Consider the following 19,420-nt stretch of genomic DNA (forward strand, 5'->3'; position numbering starts at 1 on the left):
GAAGATGGCCCTTGCTCTCGTTAGTTCCTTCGCCCCGCCCGTCCGTCACGATCATGATGGCCGCAAGGAGAGCCCGATCATCGACGCGCGCAATATCGGCGTGAATTTCAAGGTCGAGCATGGCACCGTCGAAGCCGTGAAGGACATTTCCTTCCAGCTATACCGCGGCGAAACGATTGCCATCGTCGGGGAGTCTGGCTCTGGCAAGTCGGTGACGGCACGTACCGTCATGGGGCTGCTGTCCAAGCGTGCGGTCATCTCGCCGCGCTCGAGCGTCGAGTATGATGGCGCCAATATCCTGAAAGTTTCGGAGAAGGCCCGCCGCAGGCTGCGCGGCGACCGGATCTCGATGATCTTCCAGGAGCCAATGAGTTCGCTGAACCCGATCTATACGATCGGCAGCCAGATCGTCGAAGCGATCCGCGTCCACCGCAAGATGAGCCGCAGACAGGCCGACGCTAAGGCGCTGGAGCTTTTGAAGCAGGTGCAGATCCCCGATCCCGAAGCGCGCCTGCGGCAATATCCGCATCAGCTCTCTGGCGGTCAGCGCCAGCGCGTGATGATCGCCATGGCGCTTGCCAATGATCCCGATGTGCTGATCGCCGACGAGCCGACGACGGCGCTCGACGTGACCGTCCAGGCGCAGATCCTCAATCTCATCCGCAATCTGCAGACGGAATTGCGGATGGCAGTGATCCTGATTACCCACGACCTGACGGTCGTGCGCAAGTTCTCCGACTATGTCTACGTGATGCAGCATGGCGAGATGCGCGAGCACAATATAACCGAGCAGCTCTTCGCCAATCCGCAACATCCCTATACGAAGCATCTTTTGGGATCAGAGCCGCGTGGCCAGGCCAACCCGCTGCCGGAGGGATCGGATATCATTCTCGACGCCCGCGGCGTGCGCGTCTCCTTCATGCTGCGCCATGGCGGCTTCTTCAGACCGGAGCTGCGCGAACTGGTCGCCGTCGACAGTCTCAATCTGACGCTGCGGCGACACGAGACGCTGGGCCTCGTCGGTGAATCCGGTTCGGGCAAGACGACCTTCGGTCAGGCTATTCTCAGGCTCAGTGACACGGACAATGGCGAGATCTATTTCGACCGCCAGCCGATCCACGGCAAGTCACGGGCGGAAATGCGGCCCTTGCGCTCGCGCATGCAGGTCGTCTTCCAGGACCCGTTCTCGTCGCTCAATCCGCGCATGACGATCGGTCAGATCATCGAGGAAGGGCTGGTCGTCAACAAGCTCGGCGCCACCAAGGGCGAACGTCTGGACAGGGTTCGCGAAGCTCTGGTCTCCGCCGGCATGCCGGGCAACATCCTCTCGCGTTTCCCGCATGAATTTTCCGGTGGGCAGCGTCAGCGCATCGCTATTGCGCGGGCGATCGCACTGGAGCCGGAATTCATCCTGCTCGACGAGCCGACCTCGGCGCTCGACCTCTCCGTCCAGGCGCAGATCATAGAGCTCCTGCGCAAGCTGCAGGATGAGCGCGGTCTGAGCTACCTTTTCATTTCGCATGACCTGAAGGTCGTGCGTGCCCTCTGCCACCGTGTCATCGTCATGCAGCACGGCAAGATCATGGAAGAGGGACCCGTCAACGAAGTCCTTTCCAATCCCAAGACACCCTACACCGAACGGCTTGTCAAAGCCGCTTTCGAGGTAGCCTGATTTCAGAATGCCGGAGGTTCATATGGCAAATCCCAGAATAGCGTTCATCGGAGCTGGCTCCACCGTTTTCATGAAGAACATCGTCGGCGACATCCTGCAGCGTCCGGCGCTGTCGGGGGCTACGATCGCGCTCATGGACATCAACCCGCAGCGGTTGGAAGAAAGCGCCATCGTCGTCAACAAGCTGATTTCGACACTTGGTGTGAAGGCGAAGGCCGAGACCTACGGCGATCAGCGCAAGGCTCTGTCGGGCGCCGATTTCGTGGTCGTCGCCTTCCAGATTGGCGGTTACGAACCCTGCACGGTGACGGACTTCGAGGTGCCGAAGAAATACGGCTTGCGCCAGACGATTGCCGACACGCTCGGCGTCGGCGGCATCATGCGTGGCCTGCGGACCGTGCCGCATCTCTGGAAGATCTGCGAAGATATTCGTGCGGTCTGCCCCAACGCCATCATGCTGCAATATGTAAACCCGATGGCGATCAACACCTGGGCGATCGCCGAGAAATATCCTGACATCAAGCAGGTTGGCCTTTGCCATTCCGTGCAGGGCACGGCAATGGAGCTCGCCCATGATCTCGACATCCCCTATGACGAAATCCGCTACCGCTCGGCCGGCATCAACCACATGGCCTTCTACCTGAAGTTCGAGCATCGTCAGCCGGATGGTTCCTACAAGAACCTCTATCCGGATCTCGTACGCGCCTATCGCGAGGGACGTGCGCCGAAGCCCGGCTGGAACCCGCGCTGCCCCAACAAGGTGCGTTACGAGATGCTGACGCGTCTCGGCTATTTCGTCACCGAAAGCTCGGAGCATTTCGCCGAATACACACCTTACTTCATCAAGGAAGGTCGCGAGGACCTCATCGAGAAATTCGGCATTCCGCTCGATGAATATCCGAAGCGCTGCATCGAGCAGATCGCCCGCTGGAAGGGCCAGGCTGAAACCTATCGCTCGGCCGACAAGATCGAGGTCAATGAATCGAAGGAATATGCCTCCTCGATCATCAATTCGGTCTGGACCGGCGAACCCTCGGTTATCTACGGCAACGTCCGCAATAATGGCTGCATCACCTCGCTGCCGGCCAATTGCGCTGCCGAAGTCCCCTGCCTGGTCGATGCCTCCGGCATCCAGCCAACCTATATCGGCGACCTGCCGCCGCAGCTGACCGCGCTGATCCGCACCAATATCAATGTCCAGGAACTGACGGTTCAGGCACTGATGACGGAAAATCCGGAACATATCTATCATGCTGCGATGATGGATCCGCATACGGCTGCCGAGCTCGACCTCGATCAGATCTGGTCGCTGGTGGATGAGTTGCTCGCCACCCATGGCGACTGGCTGCCGGAATGGGCGCGGCCGAGCAAGGTGCGCGCGGCCTGAGGCACACGAATAGGATCAGCGCTGGCCGATACGCCGGCGCTGATCCTGATGGTTCAGGATAACCTGCCTTCGTCGTCGATTAGGGCTAGACGGAAGGGGAGCGTGTCGCTCCATCGCCAAAGCACGAGATTGAGATCGTCGCGTCTGGCCGCGGGCGCAAAACTTCTGACCAAGAGGCCATGATAGCCATCGGACACGAGCCGACGTGCGAAGGTCTGTGTCCTTGCTTCCCCTTTTTCCTTCATTTCGTCGCGCCAGCTTGCTGCGGCAATCGTTTCGGCATCCATGCCGAGCACCTGAAGAGCGGCCTCGTCCCTTGTGTCAAAGACGCGCTCGATATCGGCCTCGTAGGAGACGAGGGTGGTCGGCTGCAGGCTGCCGACCTGATTGGCTTCTCTGAGCGCCGTCAGCACGGATAGCGACGTATAAAGTGCCGGCATTCCCTTTGAATTGAATCGTCCGCCATAGAGTTCGGCGCCCCGACCGGAAAGCGGCTGGCGTGCATAGATCGGGTTCAGCGCCCGATAGAGCTTTCCTTCGTAGCGCATTATCGGGGATCAGGCGTGGACGCCGGCATCGATCGCATCGATATAATCGAGAACGTCCTCCGCCCGTCCGTTGCGAACCAGCTGCATGGCAGTCTGGCCTGAAAAGCCCGATAAGGGCTCGGAACGATACCAGGCATAGGCCATCAGCGCCGAGCCGAAGCGGGGTTCGACCTTGTTGACGACTTCGATCATTTCGCGCAGGCGCTTCTGCGTCTTGTCGGAGCGGAGGCGGTCCTTGCGCTGGATCGCATCCTTGCCGAGACCGGCGGTGCGGGCAATCTCCTCGCTCGTCGTGCGGAAGGCATCGGCGATCTTGCGCGGTGCAAACAGCCCGTCATCTGCATATTGTGCGAGGCCCATGATCCATCTCCATGCCGTTTATACTGACGTTATATAGCGTCAAAATAAGCGGCGTTCAATGGCTGACGTTCTGCCGGTAATCGTTACCGATCATCTCAGCCGCCTTGGAGCCGATTGCCATGGCTGGCGCGTTGGTGTTGCCCGATGGAATGAAGGGAATGATCGAGCAATCGATCACCCGCAACCCGTCGAGCCCGCGAACCTTCAGCGAGCCATCGACGACTGCCATCGGATCGTTATCCGGCCCCATGCGCAGGCTCCCGGAAGGATGGTAGTTCGTCTTCACCGTCTGGCCGGCGAATTTCGTCAGCGCTTCCTCGTCTTGCAGCGTTTTGCCCGGCAGGATTTCCATCGCGATCTTGGAACGGAAGGGTTCCGTTTCCAGAAGCCGTCGCGCCGTCTTCAGGGATGCGAGCGTCAGGCGCAGATCATCGGGATCGCCGAAGAAATTGCAGTCGACGAGCGGTTGGTCGGCGGGGTCGGCCGAGCGTAGCTTCACGCTGCCGCGCGCCTTCGGCCGCAGCAGGCAGGAGGTAAAGGTCACGCCCCAGGTCGGTTTGGCCGAGGAGACGTCGCGGTCGAGATAGACGATCGGCGCGCAATAGAGCTGGATCGTTGGCCGCTCGCCGCCGTCCGGATCGTAGAAGAGGCAGGACTCGATCCCTGTGGTCGTCACCGGCCCGGAATCGAAGAGCAGATATTGCAACCCGTTGCGGATCATCGGCCAGCCTTTGTCTTCGCCGAAGTAGCCCGACTTGCCCTTCGTGGTGGCGATGACGGGAACTTCGTGATGATCCTGCAGATTGGCGCCGACGCCGGGCAGATCGGCGATGACAGCGATGCCGTGTTCGCGCAGATGATCGGCAGGGCCGATGCCTGACAGCATTAGCAGCTTGGCGCTATTATAGGTTCCCGTGGCAACCAGCACCTCGCGTTCAGCCATGGCTTCGCGCGTCTCGCCACCCCGCGTATAGGCGACGCCGACCGCGCGGCCATTCCTGACGATGAGGCGGTCGACGCGCGCTTCGGTGATGATGTCGAGACGGCTGTCTCCCAAGAGCGGGTCGAGGAAAGCCTTCTTGGCATCCGACCGTTCCGTGCGGCGACCCCATTTGGCAAAGGTGTGCTGCATGATGCCGACGCCGTTCTGTCTGGCACCGTTGAAATCAGGATTATAGGGGTGGCCGAGCCCCTGTGCGGCGAGGATGAAATCCTCGGTCGTATCTGAGATATGGCGCGGTTCGGAAACACGCAGATTGCCGGAAATGCCGTGGAATTCATTGTTGAAGCGGCTATTGGCTTCAATGCCTTTGAAATGCGGCAGCATGTCCGCGTAGGACCATTCGGTTCCGTTGCCGAGATAGGCGGCCCAGCTGTCGTAATCTTCCTTTTGGCCGCGCATATAGACCATGGCATTGACCGCACTGCCACCGCCGAGCGCTCGTGCAACCGGTACGATAGGGCCGCGGCCGCCGAGCTGCGCTTGCGGCACGGTATGATGCATTTCGAGGAAATCGTTGCGCGCGAGATATTTCATGTAGCCGGCTGGAAAGGACATCAGCCTTGCGGTCTCGCGCGGTCCGCGCTCGATGATGAGGACCGAAAATCCAAAATCCCGCACCAGCCGCATGGCGGCGACCGAGGCCGCGGATCCGCCGCCGGCGATGATGAAGTCGTAGGTCTTGTTCACATTTCCTCCGAACCGGGATGATGGTATTGGCCGACTCGCAATCGACTGGCAAAGCGAGCGACAACAATGACATAGATGCCACTGGCGATCGTCAAGGCGCGTTGCGCTCAACGCCCAAAGAATAGCGTTTCGGCATTCTCGATGAAGATTTTGCGGGCAAGTTCGGGGTTGCCGATTGCGTCCTGCATCCCGTCGATCAGGTCGGCGTCATCGGGCATGTCGCTCCAGAGCTCGGTATGGGGCCAGTCGCTGCCCCAAAGCAGCTTTTCCGGATGGCTGGTGGCAAATGCGCCCACCACCTCGGCAAAACCTGCATAGCCCCGCTCGCGCGTCAGCCTGTAGGGAGCCGTGAGCTTGACGTAGCCGCCGGGATTATCGGCGAGCCTCTGGAGAGCAGGAAGATGTTGGCGCCATGCGCCGTCGGCGAGCGGTATGAAGCCCAGATGATCGATGACGAAGCGGACGCCCAGATGCGGCAGCCGCCCGGCAAGGTTATCGATCTGGTCCGGGCTGATCTGAAGCTGCAGCGACCAGCCGAAATCGCGGATGCTAACCGCGAGCGTTTCGGCCGCAGTAAGCGGTAGGCCGCCCTTGTTGCGCGTGTTGATACGCACGCCGCGTACCCCAAGCCGGTCGAGCCGGGCAATCTCCGTAGGGCCTGTCTCGGGATCGATGACGACGATGCCCCGCAACCGGTCCGGAAAGGCGGCCAATGCCTCGACCAGAACCTGGTTGTCGAGGCCATAGACGCTCGGCTGCACGGTGATGCCCCTGCCGATGCCCAGCCGGTCGGCAAAGGCGATCCAGTCGGCAGTCGTTGCGATATCTGGCGTGTAGCTACGCGGCGTATTCAGCGGCGCGTCCGACCGGAAGACGTGGAAATGTGTATCGATCGTGCCCTGCGGCAGCGGCGTTGCTGGAGCACGGGTCAGCGGCAGGCGCGGCAGGCAAAGTGGCGCTTGACTGTCCACCAGGCTCATTTCTGTTCCAGATCCTCATGCTGGAGGAAATCGAAATCGGCGCCTTCATCGGCCTGCAGCACGCGCGTGTGATAAAGCTTGGCATAGCCGCGCGCCGGTTCGGCAGCCGATATTTCTCCAAGCTCTGCCATGCGTCGGTCGAATTCCGCTTGGTCAATGGCGAGGTCTATGCGTCTCTCCTTGACGTCGAGGCGGATGCGGTCGCCGGTTCTCACGATCGCCAGCGGCCCGCCGGCCGCAGCCTCCGGGGCAATATGCAGCACGATCGTGCCGAAGGCGGTGCCGCTCATGCGGGCATCGGAGATGCGCACCATGTCCTTGACGCCTTGGCGCGCGAGCTTGCGCGGGATCGGCAGATAGCCGGCTTCCGGCATGCCCGGCGCGCCTTTCGGGCCGGCATTGCGCAGCACGAGAATATCGTCGGCGCTGACATCGAGGTCGTCGCTATCGATCCGCAGGGTCATGTCCTCGACGGAATCGAAGACCACTGCTCGGCCCTCATGCTGCAGCAGATCCTTCGATGCCGCCGATTGCTTGATGACCGCGCCGCGAGGCGCCAGATTGCCGTGGAGCACGGCAATCGTGCCGATAGGCTTCAACGGTTTATCGACCGTGCGGATGATCGTCTGGCCGGGCTCGTCGGGAGCCGCATCGATTACCTCGCCGATCGTCCTGCCATAGATCGTCTGCTGGCTGTCGTCGATCTCGTGGCGCACCGCCTTCAAGAGCGTCTGCACACCGCCGGCCTCGTGGAACTGCTCCATATAATGCTGGCCGGACGGCTGTAGGTCGACGAGAAGTGGGATGATCTTGCCGAGCCTGTCGAGCTCGGCCATGTCGAGACGAATGCCAAGGCGCCCCGTGATGGCGGCAAGGTGAACGACGGCATTGGTCGAGCCGCCCATAGCTTGCAAGGCGACAAGGCCGTTGCGGATGGCCGAAGGCGTCAGAATATCGCGCACCGTCGGCGCATCCGGGTTGGCTGCCAGTCCGGCGGCAACGCGGCCGGTCTCTTCGGCAAGCCGCACGCGCTCGGATTCGGCGGCGGGCGCCGATCCTGCTCGCGGCAGGCAGAGGCCCATCACTTCGGTCAGGTTGGCCATGGTGCTTGCCGTTCCCATCACCGTGCAGGTGCCGATCGAGCTAGCGAGCTTGTTGTTGACGTCGGTAATTTCCGCCTCGTCGATTTCCCCGGCACGGAAACGCCCCCAGAAACGGCGGCAATCGGTACAGGCGCCGAGCCTCTCACCCTTATGGTGGCCAACGGCCATCGGCCCGGTCGGCAGGAAGATTGCCGGGATATCGCTGCTGGCAGCGGCCATGATCTGCGCCGGCAGGGTCTTGTCGCAGCCGCCAATCAGGATCACGGCATCCATCGGCTGGGCGCGGATCATCTCCTCGGTTTCCATCGCCATCAGGTTGCGAAGATACATCGAGGTCGGCGAGGCGAAGCTCTCGTGGATGGAAATGGTCGGGAAGACCATCGGCATTGCGCCGGCCAGCATGACACCGCGTTTGGCAGCTTCGATGAGTTGCGGCACGTTTCCATGGCAGGGGTTGAAATCGCTGTAGGTATTGGCAATCCCCACGATCGGGCGATCGAGAGCATCGTCCGAATAGCCCATGGCCTTGATGAAGGCCTTTCTGAGGAAAAGGGAGAAACCCTGATCGCCGTAACTCGTCAGCTTGCGACGAAGACCACTCGACATTGTTCCTCCCTCGTCCCTTAAATTGAGTTCAAGCCTAGTGGGATATGCATGATTGTCAATAAAGAAGATGCGTCGATACGCATACTCATCGCCGCGGTCATCAAATTTGACCGAGAAACATCAAGATAATTCGCGATAATTTCAATTTTAATCTCGCGTTGCGCATTGGCATTCGGCGGGATAGCCTCTAAATTATCGATAAAATGAGATGGAGCAAGGCATGGCCGAGATCAGGCGAAAGCGGGTAGGGCTCATTGGCGCCGGCTGGGTCAGCGAGTACCACCTGCCGGCATGGATGAAGCAGTCGGCCCGTGCGGAGGTCGTTGGGATTGCCGACCCCTCGGTGGTGGCCCGCACGGCCAGGAGCAAGAGTTTCGGCATCCCCCGTACTTATGAGAGCGCGCAGGTCATGCTGACCGAAGAAGTGCTCGACGCCGTCGATATCTGCGCCCCGCGCGAGATGCATGTGGAACTCGTGCAGTTGGCGGCGGCCAAGGGCGTCGATATTCTCTGCCAGAAGCCGCTCGCGCCCGATTACGACCAGGCAGTCGCTCTCGTTGCCGGTCTGCCGCCGTCGATCCGCTTGATGGTGCACGAGAACTGGCGGTTTCGCGCCTATTACCGGCGGCTAAAGGCTTGGCTGGAGGAGGGGATTGCCGGCAATATCAGGCAGGTCCAGTTCGAATTCTTCTCAAGCGGCATGATCGCCGATGCTGACGGCAACAGGCCAGCGCTCATCCGCCAGCCGTTTTTCCGCAGGCAGCAGCGTCTGCTGGTCATGGAGGTGATGATCCATCATCTGGATACGCTGCGCTACCTGTTCGGCGAGATGGAGGTGGTTGCCGCACGGCTTGAGCGCAGCAATGACGACATTGTCGCCGAAGATGTTGCCTTCGTCATTCTGCGCCGTCTGGACGACGGGGTGATCGTCACTGTAAACGCCAATCTGGCGGTGCATGGCGCGCCGCCGACGCCGCGCGATCATCTACGGATTTTTGGCACGCAGGCGACGCTGGAATTGTATGGAAGCCGTCTTTCGGCAACGGGCCATGCCGAGCGCGAGGAGGAATTCGATGCGGATGCCGTCTACCAGGGCGCCTATGATGCGACGATCGCGCATTTCCTTGACGGTCTGGAGGGCCGAGCAGTGATGGAGACCGTGCCTGACGATAATCTGAAGACGCTGGCGCTGGTCGAAGACATCTATCGGCTGAGCCGGTTCGACGCTGAAGACAAACCGCGATAAGATGGCCTGCCCCCGGAGGACCTATTGATGCAGACGCTCAACGAAAGCCGTGAAGACGAGACCGAACACGACGATCTGAGCATTGCGCGCGCGCTCGAAGAAGACATCATCTTCGGACGGCTGGCGCCTGGTACTCGTCTGACCGAGGATACGCTTCTTGCGCGCTTCCATGTGACGCGACACTTCGCGCGCCAGGCGATCGTCCAGCTGGAGACGATGGGTATCGTCGTGCGCGAACGCAATAAGGGCGCAACTGTCCGCTCGCTGACATCAAGACAGGTGCAGGAGATCTATGACGTGCGCGAGCTTCTGCAGAGGCAGGCGGCACTCTGGATTCCGTTGCCGGCGCCCGACGAGCTGATCGCCGAACTGACGGCCCTGCACGAAGAGCATGGCCGGCACGTCGAATCCGGCTACCTTCGCGGCGTGCACGAGACAAACGACAAGTTCCATCTGACGCTTTTCAGCGCCTGCGGCAATTCCCATCTCGTCCAGTCGATCGAGCTCTACATGCGTCTCAGCCTGCCGGTGCGCGCCAATTCCATGTCGAGCAAGGAATCGCTGCAGACCTCGCACGAACATCACCGGCTGATGATCGAGATGCTGAAGGGCAGGGACAATTGGGTCCTGGCGCAGCTCTGCGTCGACCATCTGCAGCCGAGCAAGAGGCGCTACCTCGCCTATGTGAGCGAACACTAGAGCTATTCTTCAGAGGGTCAGGGAGCGCAACTTGGAGGGTTGCGCCCCCTCTTTTCCTGCCGTCTCACCAGTCCAGGCGAAGGAGAGAAACGCCCTGACGCGGCAGGGAGAAGCGGAGATCGATCTTGCCGTCCGTGACGGAAACCGATGCCTTGTCGTCGATCTCAGCCAGCTTGCCGGAGGCTTCGAGCGTGGCGTAATCGGCGCCCTCGATATGCTGCGGCTTGCCCATTTCCTTCCAGATGCGGAAGGAGTTGGAATGCTGCTCGTCCATGCGGAAGTGCTTGAGTGCGGCCGGCCGGCTGCCCCAGCCATCGATGGAAAGGCTGACCTCTGCAGCGGGGCCTGCCTCGTCATCGTCATGATAGTGCCAGACGAGAACGGAGACGCCCCTGTCGTCGCGGGTCGCCACGACATTGACGTCGGGCTTGTCGCGAACGCCGTGGCTCATGATGTCTTCGATATCGCGGCGATAGTCGCTCTCCGATTCGAGCCACTGGCCGCCGAGCTTGCCGAGCATGCGGAAGCCGTTCAGCACGGCCTTGTCGACGCCGTTGGTGGCGAGATCCCGGAAGCCGTCGAAATAGGGCTGGTCGTCGAAGAGGAAGGCCCAGGTGACGGCCCCTTCGATCTCGATATTGGCGCGGCGCGACAGTTCATAGGTGCGGATCATGCTTTCGACGACATAGACGCCGTAGAGCGGGCCGTTGCGATAGCCGTTCTGCGGATGGACGCGCGCCGAGCAGGCAGCGCAGCCTTCCGGGTCGGATTCGCCGATGACGACGGGCAGGTGCCGAAGCTCGGGGAATTCGTTGATGATGGCAAGATTGGTCTCGATGTCGCGTAGCTGCTTGTGCAGGCCCATGCGTACATGCCCGTCGAAGATGACCGGATTTCCCTTGGCATGGAAGGCGATGAAGTCGAGCGGTGGTTTGTTCTCGACGACATGGCGCAGGAAGGCGCGCAGAAAGGTCTGCGCTTTTTCATTGGCGAATGCGCCGCAGGTGTGCGGGCCTCCGACACGGGCCTTAGGCAAGGCCCGCTTCACGGCACGCGCGCTCGCATCATACATGGCGCAGAATTCCGGGATCGTGCCGGTCCAGTAGTGGCCGTCGGGCTCGTTCCACACTTCCCAGGGCCAGGACGAGACCACGTCTTCGCCGTAGCGATCGGCGAGGTGCCGCGCCCAGGCTTCGATCAGGTCTCCCCATTTCTTCAGGTCCTTCGGCGGCGCTGTCCAGCCGGTGGTGATAGTCGCATACCGGTCTGCCGGCTCCCAATGATGCTTGTAGGGGCCATCGAAATCGGAAAGCGCTTCCGGTGTGAAGCCGATCTGGATCAGCGGGATGTTGCCAGCCTCGACATAGGCATCGAAGATCTGGTCGATGATCGTCCAGTCGTAGACGGGATTGCCGTTTGCATCCTCACTATAGGCATTGGTCGAGCCCCATTTCAGGGCCGGCTTGCCGTCGCCGCTCGTCAAGAGATTATGTGCGCGAATGCGCGGAGCGACGGGGCTGAGTTCGGTCAGCTCTTTCAGGAGCTTCTTGCCGTGCGGGGAGTAAGTGTAGTTCGGCTCGTCATAACCGAACCAGTTCCACAGTGGTCTGTATGGCCCGGTCGGCCGGCCGGCGTGAACGTTGATGGTCACGTCATAGGAACTCGTCATCGTCTTTTCCTCTTGAACGGTCATGCCTCAGCCTCCTCCCGAAGGCCAACCGACCAATATGGTGATGAAGTGCGGCCGTCTTGGGAGGGCGCCGCGCTCGCTGCCAAAAGCTATGCGAAATGACCATTTTGTCAATAATATAAAAAATCACACTTGCATGGCGATTGGAAAATGCCCGAATTTCCGATAGTTTTTGGCATTCTAAAAATTACCTGTTGCCGTTTGGCGAAAAATTGTCGATAAATGCAGAGGCGAAGCTCAGCGTCTGGAGGAGTCATGCGGGCCATCAGGTCCCTATGCAGACGCTTTTGCCGGAACGCGATCGATAACGGATTACGGGAAGCGCCCGCGCCTGCGGGTCAAGGAGGAGGAGCGTCCGATGAAGTTCCCTAGATTTGCAGTCATTGCCTTATTGTCTCTCGCCGCTCTGCCTGCTTACGCGCAGGATTTCATTGCCGGCATCCCGCGCAATGAAACGTTGATCATCCAGGGCACGCCGCAGCAGAATGCGGATTGGTTCAACGTCTGGGCGCCCGGCGGTGGCGGCGCAGCCAATGTCAACGGCCTGCAGCAGCTGACGACCGACACGTTCTGGTTCATCAATCCGGAGGGCGGTCCGGATGCCTGGCAGAACGCGCTGGCAACCGAGCCGCCTGCCTACAATGCCGATTTCACCCAAATGACGGTAAAGCTGCGCAAGGGCATCTATTGGAGTGACGGCGTCGAATTCACCAGTGATGACGTGGCCTATACGGTCCGGACGCAGATCGACCATCCCGGCATGTCCTGGAGCGCGCCCTTCACTGTCAATGTCGCCAGCGTGGAGAATCCCGATCCGCAGACGGTCGTCTTCCATCTGAAGAAACCCAATTCGCGTTTCCACACGCTGTTTACCGTGCGCTGGAACGCTGCCTGGATCATGCCGAAGCATGTCTTCGAAAAGGCCGGCGATCCCCTGGCATTCAAAAACAATCCGCCGGTATCGCTCGGTGCCTATGTATTGCAGAGCTATGACAAGGGCGGCAACTGGACCATCTGGAAACTGCGTGACGACTGGCAGCGCACTTCGATTGGCATGGCCGCCAAGGAGCCGCCGCAGGTCAAATATGTCGTCTACCGTGCTGCCGGTAACCCGGAGGCCCGTGTCATCGAACAGCGCAATCACAATCTCGATGTCATCAACGACATGGCGCCCGAGGGCATGTTTGCCATGATGCGTGACAGCAAGAGTGTCGCCTCATGGCTGAAAGGCTTCCCCTTCGCCCATCCCGATCCGACCCTGCCGTCGGTACTGCTCAACACCAAGAAGCCGCCTTTCGACAACAAGGATGTCCGCTGGGCGCTGGCATTGATGATCGATATCCGCGCCGTGGCACTCGGTTCCTATCGCGGTGCTGCCAATCTTGCAGCCCTTGCCACGCCGCCGACCGGCTCAGCACCGGACGATTATTACGCGCCGATGCAGGACTGGCTCACCAATTTCGAGCTCGATACCGGCAGCCGCAAGATCAAGCCCTATGACCCCAATATCTCGGCCCAGATCGCCACGATGGTCCGCGGTCAGTGGGGCGACCAGATCCCGACCGATCCGAAACAGCTGCAGCGCACCTTCGGCTTCGGCTGGTGGAAGCAGGACGTCCAGGCCGCAACCGAGCTCCTACAGAAGGCCGGTTTCAAGAAGAGCGGCAATCAATGGCTGAAACCTGACGGCACGCCGTTTGTGATCCGCCTGCAAGTGGAAGGCGATGCCATTCCGACGCTGGCACGTGCCGGCACGGTCATCGCCCAGCAATGGAGCCAGAACGGCATTGCCACCAAGGTCGACGTTGCCGGACCGACCAACGGTCAGCGTCTCAGCACCGGCGATTTCGAAGCGGCGATCTACTGGAGCATCGAAACCTGGGGCGGTCATCCGGACCTGTCCTTCTTCCTGGACAGCTACCATTCGGAGTTCATCAAGCCACTCGGCCAGATTCAGCCGCCGCGCAACCTGCAGCGCTGGCAGGATCCGCGCCTCGATCAGCTGATCGCGAAAAACCGGTCCATCGCTTTCGATTCGCCTGATGTCACCAAGATCGGCCAGGACTTCCTGAAGCTCGCCGTCGAAGAGATGCCGATGATCCCGCTGATGGCTTACAACAAGTTTGCGCCGTTCGACACGACCTACTGGACCAACTATCCGAGTGCTGAAAACCCCTATTCCGCCTCGGGTCCGAACTGGTCGAACATCCGCTACATGGTGGTCGGCCTGAAGGCCAATCCGGCCGCTCCCAAGAACTGACCGCGTCGATATGGGGAGTGGCCGGGCAGCCGGCCGCCCCTTCTGCTATTGGAGGGTGGATGCCATGAATGGCTTTCTGATCTATACGGGCAAACGTTTCCTGCAGTTCCTTTTTGTCGTCGTCACCGGCATCACGCTTGCGTTCCTGATCGCGCATTTCTCGCCGGTCGATCCGGTGGAGCAAACGGTGTCGCTGCTGACGAGCTTCGGCTCGACCGACCCGCAGGCAGTCGAAATTCTGCGACAGTCGCTGCGGGAGCTCTATGGAACCGGCGGCCCGCTTCTCGATCAGTATTTCACCTTCTGGGGGCGCGTGCTGACCGGCGATTTCGGTCCCTCGCTGTCGTCCTTCCCGACACCCGTCATGACGGTCATCGGCCGCGCTTTGCCCTGGACCGTCGGCCTGCTGACGCTTGCAACCATCATTGCCTGGATCATCGGCAATCTGCTCGGCGCGCTTGCCGGCTATTTCCGCAACAGCCGGCTTCTCAAGCTCGCCGGCATCGTCATCATGGCGCTGCAGCCGATCCCGACCTACATTATCGGCCTCAGCCTCGTCATCCTCTTCGGTTTCATCTGGCCGATCCTGCCGATCAGTGACGGCGCGCAGGTCAACCTCGCGCCTGCTTTCAATTGGGCCTTCATCAGCTCGGTCATCGAACACGGCATCCTGCCGGCGCTGACGCTGGTGCTCGTCGGCATCGGCGGCTGGTTCATCTCCATGCGCTCGCTCGTCTCCAACATCGTCACCGACGACCATGTGGTCTATGCCGAACTCGGGGGCGTACGTTCACGCAGCATCTTTTCGCACTATGTGGCCCGCAATGCCATGCTGCCGCAGGTCACGGGGCTCGCGCTCAGCCTCGGCAATGTCTTCGGCGGCGCCGTCATCGTCGAATTCGTCTTCAACTACCCCGGCATCGGCAAGTTGTTGATTTCAGGGATCTATTCCGGTGACTACAGCCTGGTGCTCGGCGTGACGACGATTGCCATCATTGCCGTCGCCTCCGCCGTCTTCGTGATCGACATCATCTATCCGCTGATCGATCCGCGCGTGAAACTGGGATAATTGCGATGTTCAAGATCCTCAGAGACCTGCTCCGTTATAACAAGGAATTCCTGTTCGGGACGATCCTGATCCTGATCATTCTCGGCCTGATCGTGGCCTCCTTCTTCTCACCCTATGACGAGAATGCCATCTATGTCGTCGCCCCCGATATGCCGCCGTCTGCAGAATTCTGGTTCGGCACGACATCGCGCGGCCAGGAGGTGTTCTGGCAGATTGCAGCATCGCTTCGCAACACGCTCCTCTTCGGCATCATCGTTGCCGTCATCAGCCGCCTCATTGCGCTGGTCGTCGGCCTGGTCTCCGGCTATATCGGCGGACGCACCGACCAGATCATCATGGGCATCAACGATACACTCGGCGCATTGCCCAACATTCCGATCCTGCTTCTCCTGGTCTTCGTGCTGCGCGACCAGATGACATGGTCGATGCTGGCGATCGTCGCGGCCCTGCTCGGCTGGACACATGACAGCCGGCTGATCCGCTCAGTGGCGCTCTCGCTCCGCCACCGCGAGTTCACCCGACATGCGGTCTTCGCGGGCATGCGCACGTCGCAGATCCTTATCCGCGAGCATCTTCCTTATGTGATGCCGATCGTCTTCTTCACGACGATGAACAATCTCATCTGGGCGATCGGCCTGGAAGTGACGCTGTCCGTGCTTGGCTTCTCCGACATCAACCGACCGACGATCGGCGGCATGATCTATTGGGCCAATGCCCATTCCGCCATGGTCGCCGGCATCTGGTGGTGGGTAGCCTTCCCGATGCTCTTCGTGGTGATCCTCTTCCTCGGCCTCTTCATGCTCGCCATGTCGGTCAACGAATATATCGATCCCCGCTCGCGGCTGGCCCGGATGGGAGCCTGAGACGATGCAGAACCTATTGAGGAAAGCGCCCTTGACCCTCGTCGAAAACTCCCGGGACGCGCTGACGATCGACGGGCTGAAATGCTACTACGTCAACGACTATTTCGGCGTCCGGCGCGAGATTCGCGCCGTCGATGACATCAGCCTGACGGTACGCAAGAACGAGATCTACGGCATCGCCGGAGAATCCTCGAGCGGCAAGACCTCGTTGATCAAGACGCTTGCCGGGGCCATCCGTCCGCCGATGCGGGTCGTCGGCGGCACCGTCAATTTCAACTTCGATGGAAAGCTGATCGACGTCTACGGCGAACCGCAGAAAATGCGGTCTGCGCGCTGGCGCCACCTGTCCTATATCATGCAAGGCTCGATGAACGTGCTGAACCCGGTCCGGCGCGTGAAGCACGCTTTCAACGATTTCGCCTTCCGGCACATGAACCTTGATCCGGCTACCTTTCGTGAGCGGATCGAGGCGCATCTCGCCCGCCTGCATCTCGATCCGCATGTGCTCGAAGCCTTTCCGCATCAACTCTCAGGCGGCATGCGCCAGCGACTGACCATTGCGCTCGCGACCGTCTGCGAACCGGAATTCATCATCGCCGATGAGCCGACGACAGCGCTCGACGTTCTGGTGCAGCAGGATGTTCTGGCATTGATCAAGGAGGTGCAGACGCGCATGCAAGCCTCGGTCATCTTCGTAACCCACGATATGTCCGTCCATGCCGCAATCACCGATCGCCTCGCGATCATGTATGCCGGGCGGCTGGCCGAAGAGGGGCCGACGCAGGCGATTTTCGACAATCCGCAACATCCCTATACGGTTCACCTGATCGGCAGTCTGCCGCGGATCGGCGATACGAAAACCAGAAAAAGCCTACCAGGCAAACCGCCGGCGCTCTCGAACCCGCCTTCGGGATGCCGCTTCCACCCGCGCTGTCCGATTGCAATCGACAGATGCTCGAAGGAGGTGCCCGTCATGCAGCCAAGCGCGACCGGCGGGCGTGTCGCATGTTTCAGGGCTGGGGAGTACAAAATCCAATGAGCGGCGAACACCTTCTTCAACTTGAAGACGTCACCAAGCTCTTTCCGATCGGCGGCTTCTTCTCGCGTGCGAAGATGACGGCAGTCAACGAGGTCAGCTTCGCGCTCGAGGCTGACAGGCCCGAGATCTTCACGATTGTCGGCGAATCCGGCTCCGGCAAATCCACGCTTGCCAAGATGATCCTTGGCAATGAGAAGGCTGATCGCGGCACCATCCGCTTCGACGGTGCGGATATCGGCGATATTCGCAGCCGAAACGCCCGTGAAGCCTTCATGACCAGGGTCCAGCCGGTTTTCCAGAATCCGTTCGAAGCCTTCAATCCGCTGACACGCATCGACGAATATCTGTATGCCACCGCTCATCGCTTCAAGGGTGCGAAGAGCCGCGCCGACAGGGAGGCGCTGGCCGATACGGCGCTGCAGCGAGTCGGCCTCTCCATTGCGGAGGTTCGTGGACGGTATTCGCATGAATTGTCGGGCGGCCAGCTCCAGCGTATTGCGGTGGCACGCGCGCTCATTCCCGAACCGAAACTCATCGTCGCCGACGAGCCGGTCTCGATGGTGGATGCATCGCTGCGAATGTCGATCGTCAACCTCTTCCGCGAATTGCGTGATACGCTGAAGGTGTCGATCATCTATATCACCCATGATCTGGCGACCGCCTACTATATCGCCGACCGTGTCATCATCATGCGCAAGGGCGTGGTGGTCGAAAGCGGCGATGCACGCACCGTGCTCGACAATCCGCAGCACGAATATTCGATCGCCTTGAAGAATGCCGTGCTGCCGCCTGATCCTCGTGAGGCGTCGACGATCATTCGCCAGCGTCAGCAGGATGCCGGCGCATTTGCGCGCCGGGAGATCGTCAGCGCCTGATAAGGTCACGCCCCGAGATGGCGCGCGGCCATGTTCTCGGTGTCAGGATGCGCGGAAACGCAGATTGCCGGCCGAGAGCTCGCTGACCGAGGCGCAACCCATCAGCTTCATGCCGCGCTCGATTTCGGTTCGCATCTGCAGGAGCGCCCGTTCGACGCCTGCCTGGCCAGCTGCCGCAAGCGGGAACAGATAGTAGCGCCCGACGCCGACGGCCTTGGCGCCAAGCGACAGTGCCTTCAGCACATGGGTGCCGCGCTGGATGCCGCCATCGACCATCACATCGATCCGGTCTCCGACGGCCTCGACGATTTCCGCGAGCTGGTCGAAGCCGCTGCGCGAACCGTCGAGCTGACGCCCACCGTGATTGGAAAGTACGATGCCAGTGCAGCCGATATCGATCGCGCGTTTGGCATCCTCGACCGTCATGATGCCCTTCAGGCAGAAATGTCCGCCCCAGATTTTCACCATGTCGGCGACGTCGTCCCAGTTCATGGCGGGATCGAGCATTTCGGTGAAATAGCGGCTGATCGACATGGTGCCGCTGCCCATGTCGACATGGCTGTCGAGCTGGGGCAGGCGGAATTTCTCATGCGTGAAATAATTGATGGCCCATGCCGGTTTGACGGCAAACTGCGCCATGCCTGACAGATTGAGCTTGAAGGGGATGGCAAAGCCGGTGCGCTTGTCGCGCTCACGGTTGCCACCGGTGATGCTGTCGACGGTCAGCATCATCACCTGCACGCCGGCCTGCTTGGCTCTCGCCATCATTTCTCTGTTGAGGCCGCGATCCCTGTGGAAATAGAACTGATAGACCTGCGGTCCGCTGCTGATCTTACGCGCCTCTTCCAAGCTGATCGTGCCGAGCGACGACACGCCGAACATCGTGCCGAATTTGCCGGCGGCATGGGCGACCGCCCGTTCACCCTCGTGATGAAAGAGCCGCTGCAGGGCCGTCGGCGAGCAATAGACCGGCATGGCAAGTTTCTGGCCCATGACGGTAACCGACATGTCGACCTCGCTGACGCCGCGCAGCACGCTCGGCAGAAGATCGCAGCTCTCGAAAGCAGATGTATTGCGCCTGTAGGTCACCTCATCGTCCGCCGCGCCATCGATATAGTTGAAGATCGGCCCCGGAAGGCGTTGCTTGGCGAGACGGCGGAAGTCATGGAAATTATGGCAGTCTGAAAGGCGCATACTCGTATCCAATCGAGGGCTGGCACGTCATGCCTCCAGCCGATGAGCGGCCGCGAGACCTCCTCGTCTTCGCGATCCATGACCTATGGGATACGATTATTATCGCACCAATCTCAAGCTCTCTTGAGTGCGCTTCCGT

At 60.5% G+C, this 19,420-nt stretch carries 16 protein-coding genes; 9 read left to right on the forward strand and 7 right to left on the reverse strand.

Translation table 11 applies throughout. The annotated features are described in order from the left end of the window. The first annotated feature begins 4 nt into the window (after positions 1-4). Both AC1DTN_RS13750 and melA read left to right on the forward strand, forming a co-directional pair. Positions 5-1,672, forward strand: coding sequence for an ABC transporter ATP-binding protein (locus tag AC1DTN_RS13750; protein ID WP_477921424.1), 1,668 nt, complete (start codon positions 5-7; stop codon positions 1,670-1,672). 22 nt (positions 1,673-1,694) lie between these two features. Beyond that, entirely contained in the window at positions 1,695-3,059 is a 1,365-nt protein-coding gene (gene melA / locus AC1DTN_RS13755) for an alpha-glucosidase/alpha-galactosidase (protein ID WP_310382250.1), read from the forward strand. 53 nt (positions 3,060-3,112) lie between these two features. Here the strand turns inward: melA and AC1DTN_RS13760 are convergent, their stop codons facing one another. The 5 genes from AC1DTN_RS13760 to AC1DTN_RS13780 form a co-directional block, all read right to left on the reverse strand. Next, complete coding sequence (locus AC1DTN_RS13760; protein ID WP_477921425.1) at positions 3,113-3,607, reverse strand: RES family NAD+ phosphorylase; 495 nt, start codon at positions 3,605-3,607, stop codon at positions 3,113-3,115. A 9-nt stretch (positions 3,608-3,616) separates the two neighbouring features. Next, entirely contained in the window at positions 3,617-3,967 is a 351-nt protein-coding gene (locus AC1DTN_RS13765; protein ID WP_477921426.1) for an MbcA/ParS/Xre antitoxin family protein, read from the reverse strand. A gap of 55 nt (positions 3,968-4,022) precedes the next feature. Continuing rightward, positions 4,023-5,657 carry a GMC family oxidoreductase gene (locus tag AC1DTN_RS13770; RefSeq protein ID WP_477921427.1) on the reverse strand — a complete coding sequence of 545 codons (1,635 nt, stop codon included), beginning with the start codon at positions 5,655-5,657 and terminating at the stop codon, positions 4,023-4,025. 107 nt (positions 5,658-5,764) lie between these two features. After that, positions 5,765-6,637 carry an amidohydrolase family protein gene (locus AC1DTN_RS13775; RefSeq protein WP_477921428.1) on the reverse strand — a complete coding sequence of 291 codons (873 nt, stop codon included), beginning with the start codon at positions 6,635-6,637 and terminating at the stop codon, positions 5,765-5,767. After that, positions 6,634-8,346: an IlvD/Edd family dehydratase gene (locus tag AC1DTN_RS13780; protein WP_477921429.1), complete on the reverse strand. Its 1,713-nt coding sequence runs from the start codon at positions 8,344-8,346 to the stop codon at positions 6,634-6,636. Before AC1DTN_RS13780 ends, AC1DTN_RS13775 begins: the two co-directional genes overlap by 4 nt. A 220-nt stretch (positions 8,347-8,566) precedes the next feature. On the opposite strand from AC1DTN_RS13780, the gene AC1DTN_RS13785 reads away from it, so the two are divergent. Continuing rightward, the gene (locus tag AC1DTN_RS13785; protein ID WP_477921430.1) at positions 8,567-9,592 is read left to right on the forward strand and encodes a Gfo/Idh/MocA family protein; all 1,026 of its coding nucleotides are present in this window, start codon (positions 8,567-8,569) and stop codon (positions 9,590-9,592) included. 27 nt (positions 9,593-9,619) lie between these two features. Next, complete coding sequence (locus tag AC1DTN_RS13790) at positions 9,620-10,291, forward strand: GntR family transcriptional regulator (RefSeq protein ID WP_439017442.1); 672 nt, start codon at positions 9,620-9,622, stop codon at positions 10,289-10,291. A gap of 64 nt (positions 10,292-10,355) precedes the next feature. Here AC1DTN_RS13790 and AC1DTN_RS13795 read toward each other — a convergent pair whose 3' ends face one another. After that, on the reverse strand, positions 10,356-11,984 hold the full coding sequence (locus AC1DTN_RS13795; RefSeq protein WP_439017443.1) for a GH39 family glycosyl hydrolase: 1,629 nt from the start codon (positions 11,982-11,984) through the stop codon (positions 10,356-10,358). Between the two features lie 355 nt (positions 11,985-12,339). On the opposite strand from AC1DTN_RS13795, the gene AC1DTN_RS13800 reads away from it, so the two are divergent. The 5 genes from AC1DTN_RS13800 to AC1DTN_RS13820 all read left to right on the forward strand — a co-directional run bounded on the left by AC1DTN_RS13800 (position 12,340) and on the right by AC1DTN_RS13820 (position 18,087). Beyond that, entirely contained in the window at positions 12,340-14,241 is a 1,902-nt protein-coding gene (locus AC1DTN_RS13800; RefSeq protein WP_477921433.1) for an ABC transporter substrate-binding protein, read from the forward strand. Positions 14,242-14,305: 64 nt separating this feature from the next. Further along, the gene (locus AC1DTN_RS13805) at positions 14,306-15,310 is read left to right on the forward strand and encodes an ABC transporter permease (protein WP_477921434.1); all 1,005 of its coding nucleotides are present in this window, start codon (positions 14,306-14,308) and stop codon (positions 15,308-15,310) included. A 5-nt stretch (positions 15,311-15,315) separates the two neighbouring features. Further along, the gene (locus AC1DTN_RS13810) at positions 15,316-16,173 is read left to right on the forward strand and encodes an ABC transporter permease (RefSeq protein ID WP_113323984.1); all 858 of its coding nucleotides are present in this window, start codon (positions 15,316-15,318) and stop codon (positions 16,171-16,173) included. Between the two features lie 4 nt (positions 16,174-16,177). Next, positions 16,178-17,212 carry an ABC transporter ATP-binding protein gene (locus AC1DTN_RS13815; RefSeq protein ID WP_310382272.1) on the forward strand — a complete coding sequence of 345 codons (1,035 nt, stop codon included), beginning with the start codon at positions 16,178-16,180 and terminating at the stop codon, positions 17,210-17,212. Then, positions 17,209-18,087: an ABC transporter ATP-binding protein gene (locus AC1DTN_RS13820; RefSeq protein WP_477921437.1), complete on the forward strand. Its 879-nt coding sequence runs from the start codon at positions 17,209-17,211 to the stop codon at positions 18,085-18,087. Before AC1DTN_RS13815 ends, AC1DTN_RS13820 begins: the two co-directional genes overlap by 4 nt. Before the next feature lie 42 nt (positions 18,088-18,129). Here the strand turns inward: AC1DTN_RS13820 and AC1DTN_RS13825 are convergent, their stop codons facing one another. Continuing rightward, entirely contained in the window at positions 18,130-19,281 is a 1,152-nt protein-coding gene (locus AC1DTN_RS13825; protein WP_477921439.1) for an alpha-hydroxy acid oxidase, read from the reverse strand. Positions 19,282-19,420: the final 139 nt, after the last annotated feature.

Source organism: Rhizobium sp. 01T444, from assembly GCF_056398305.1.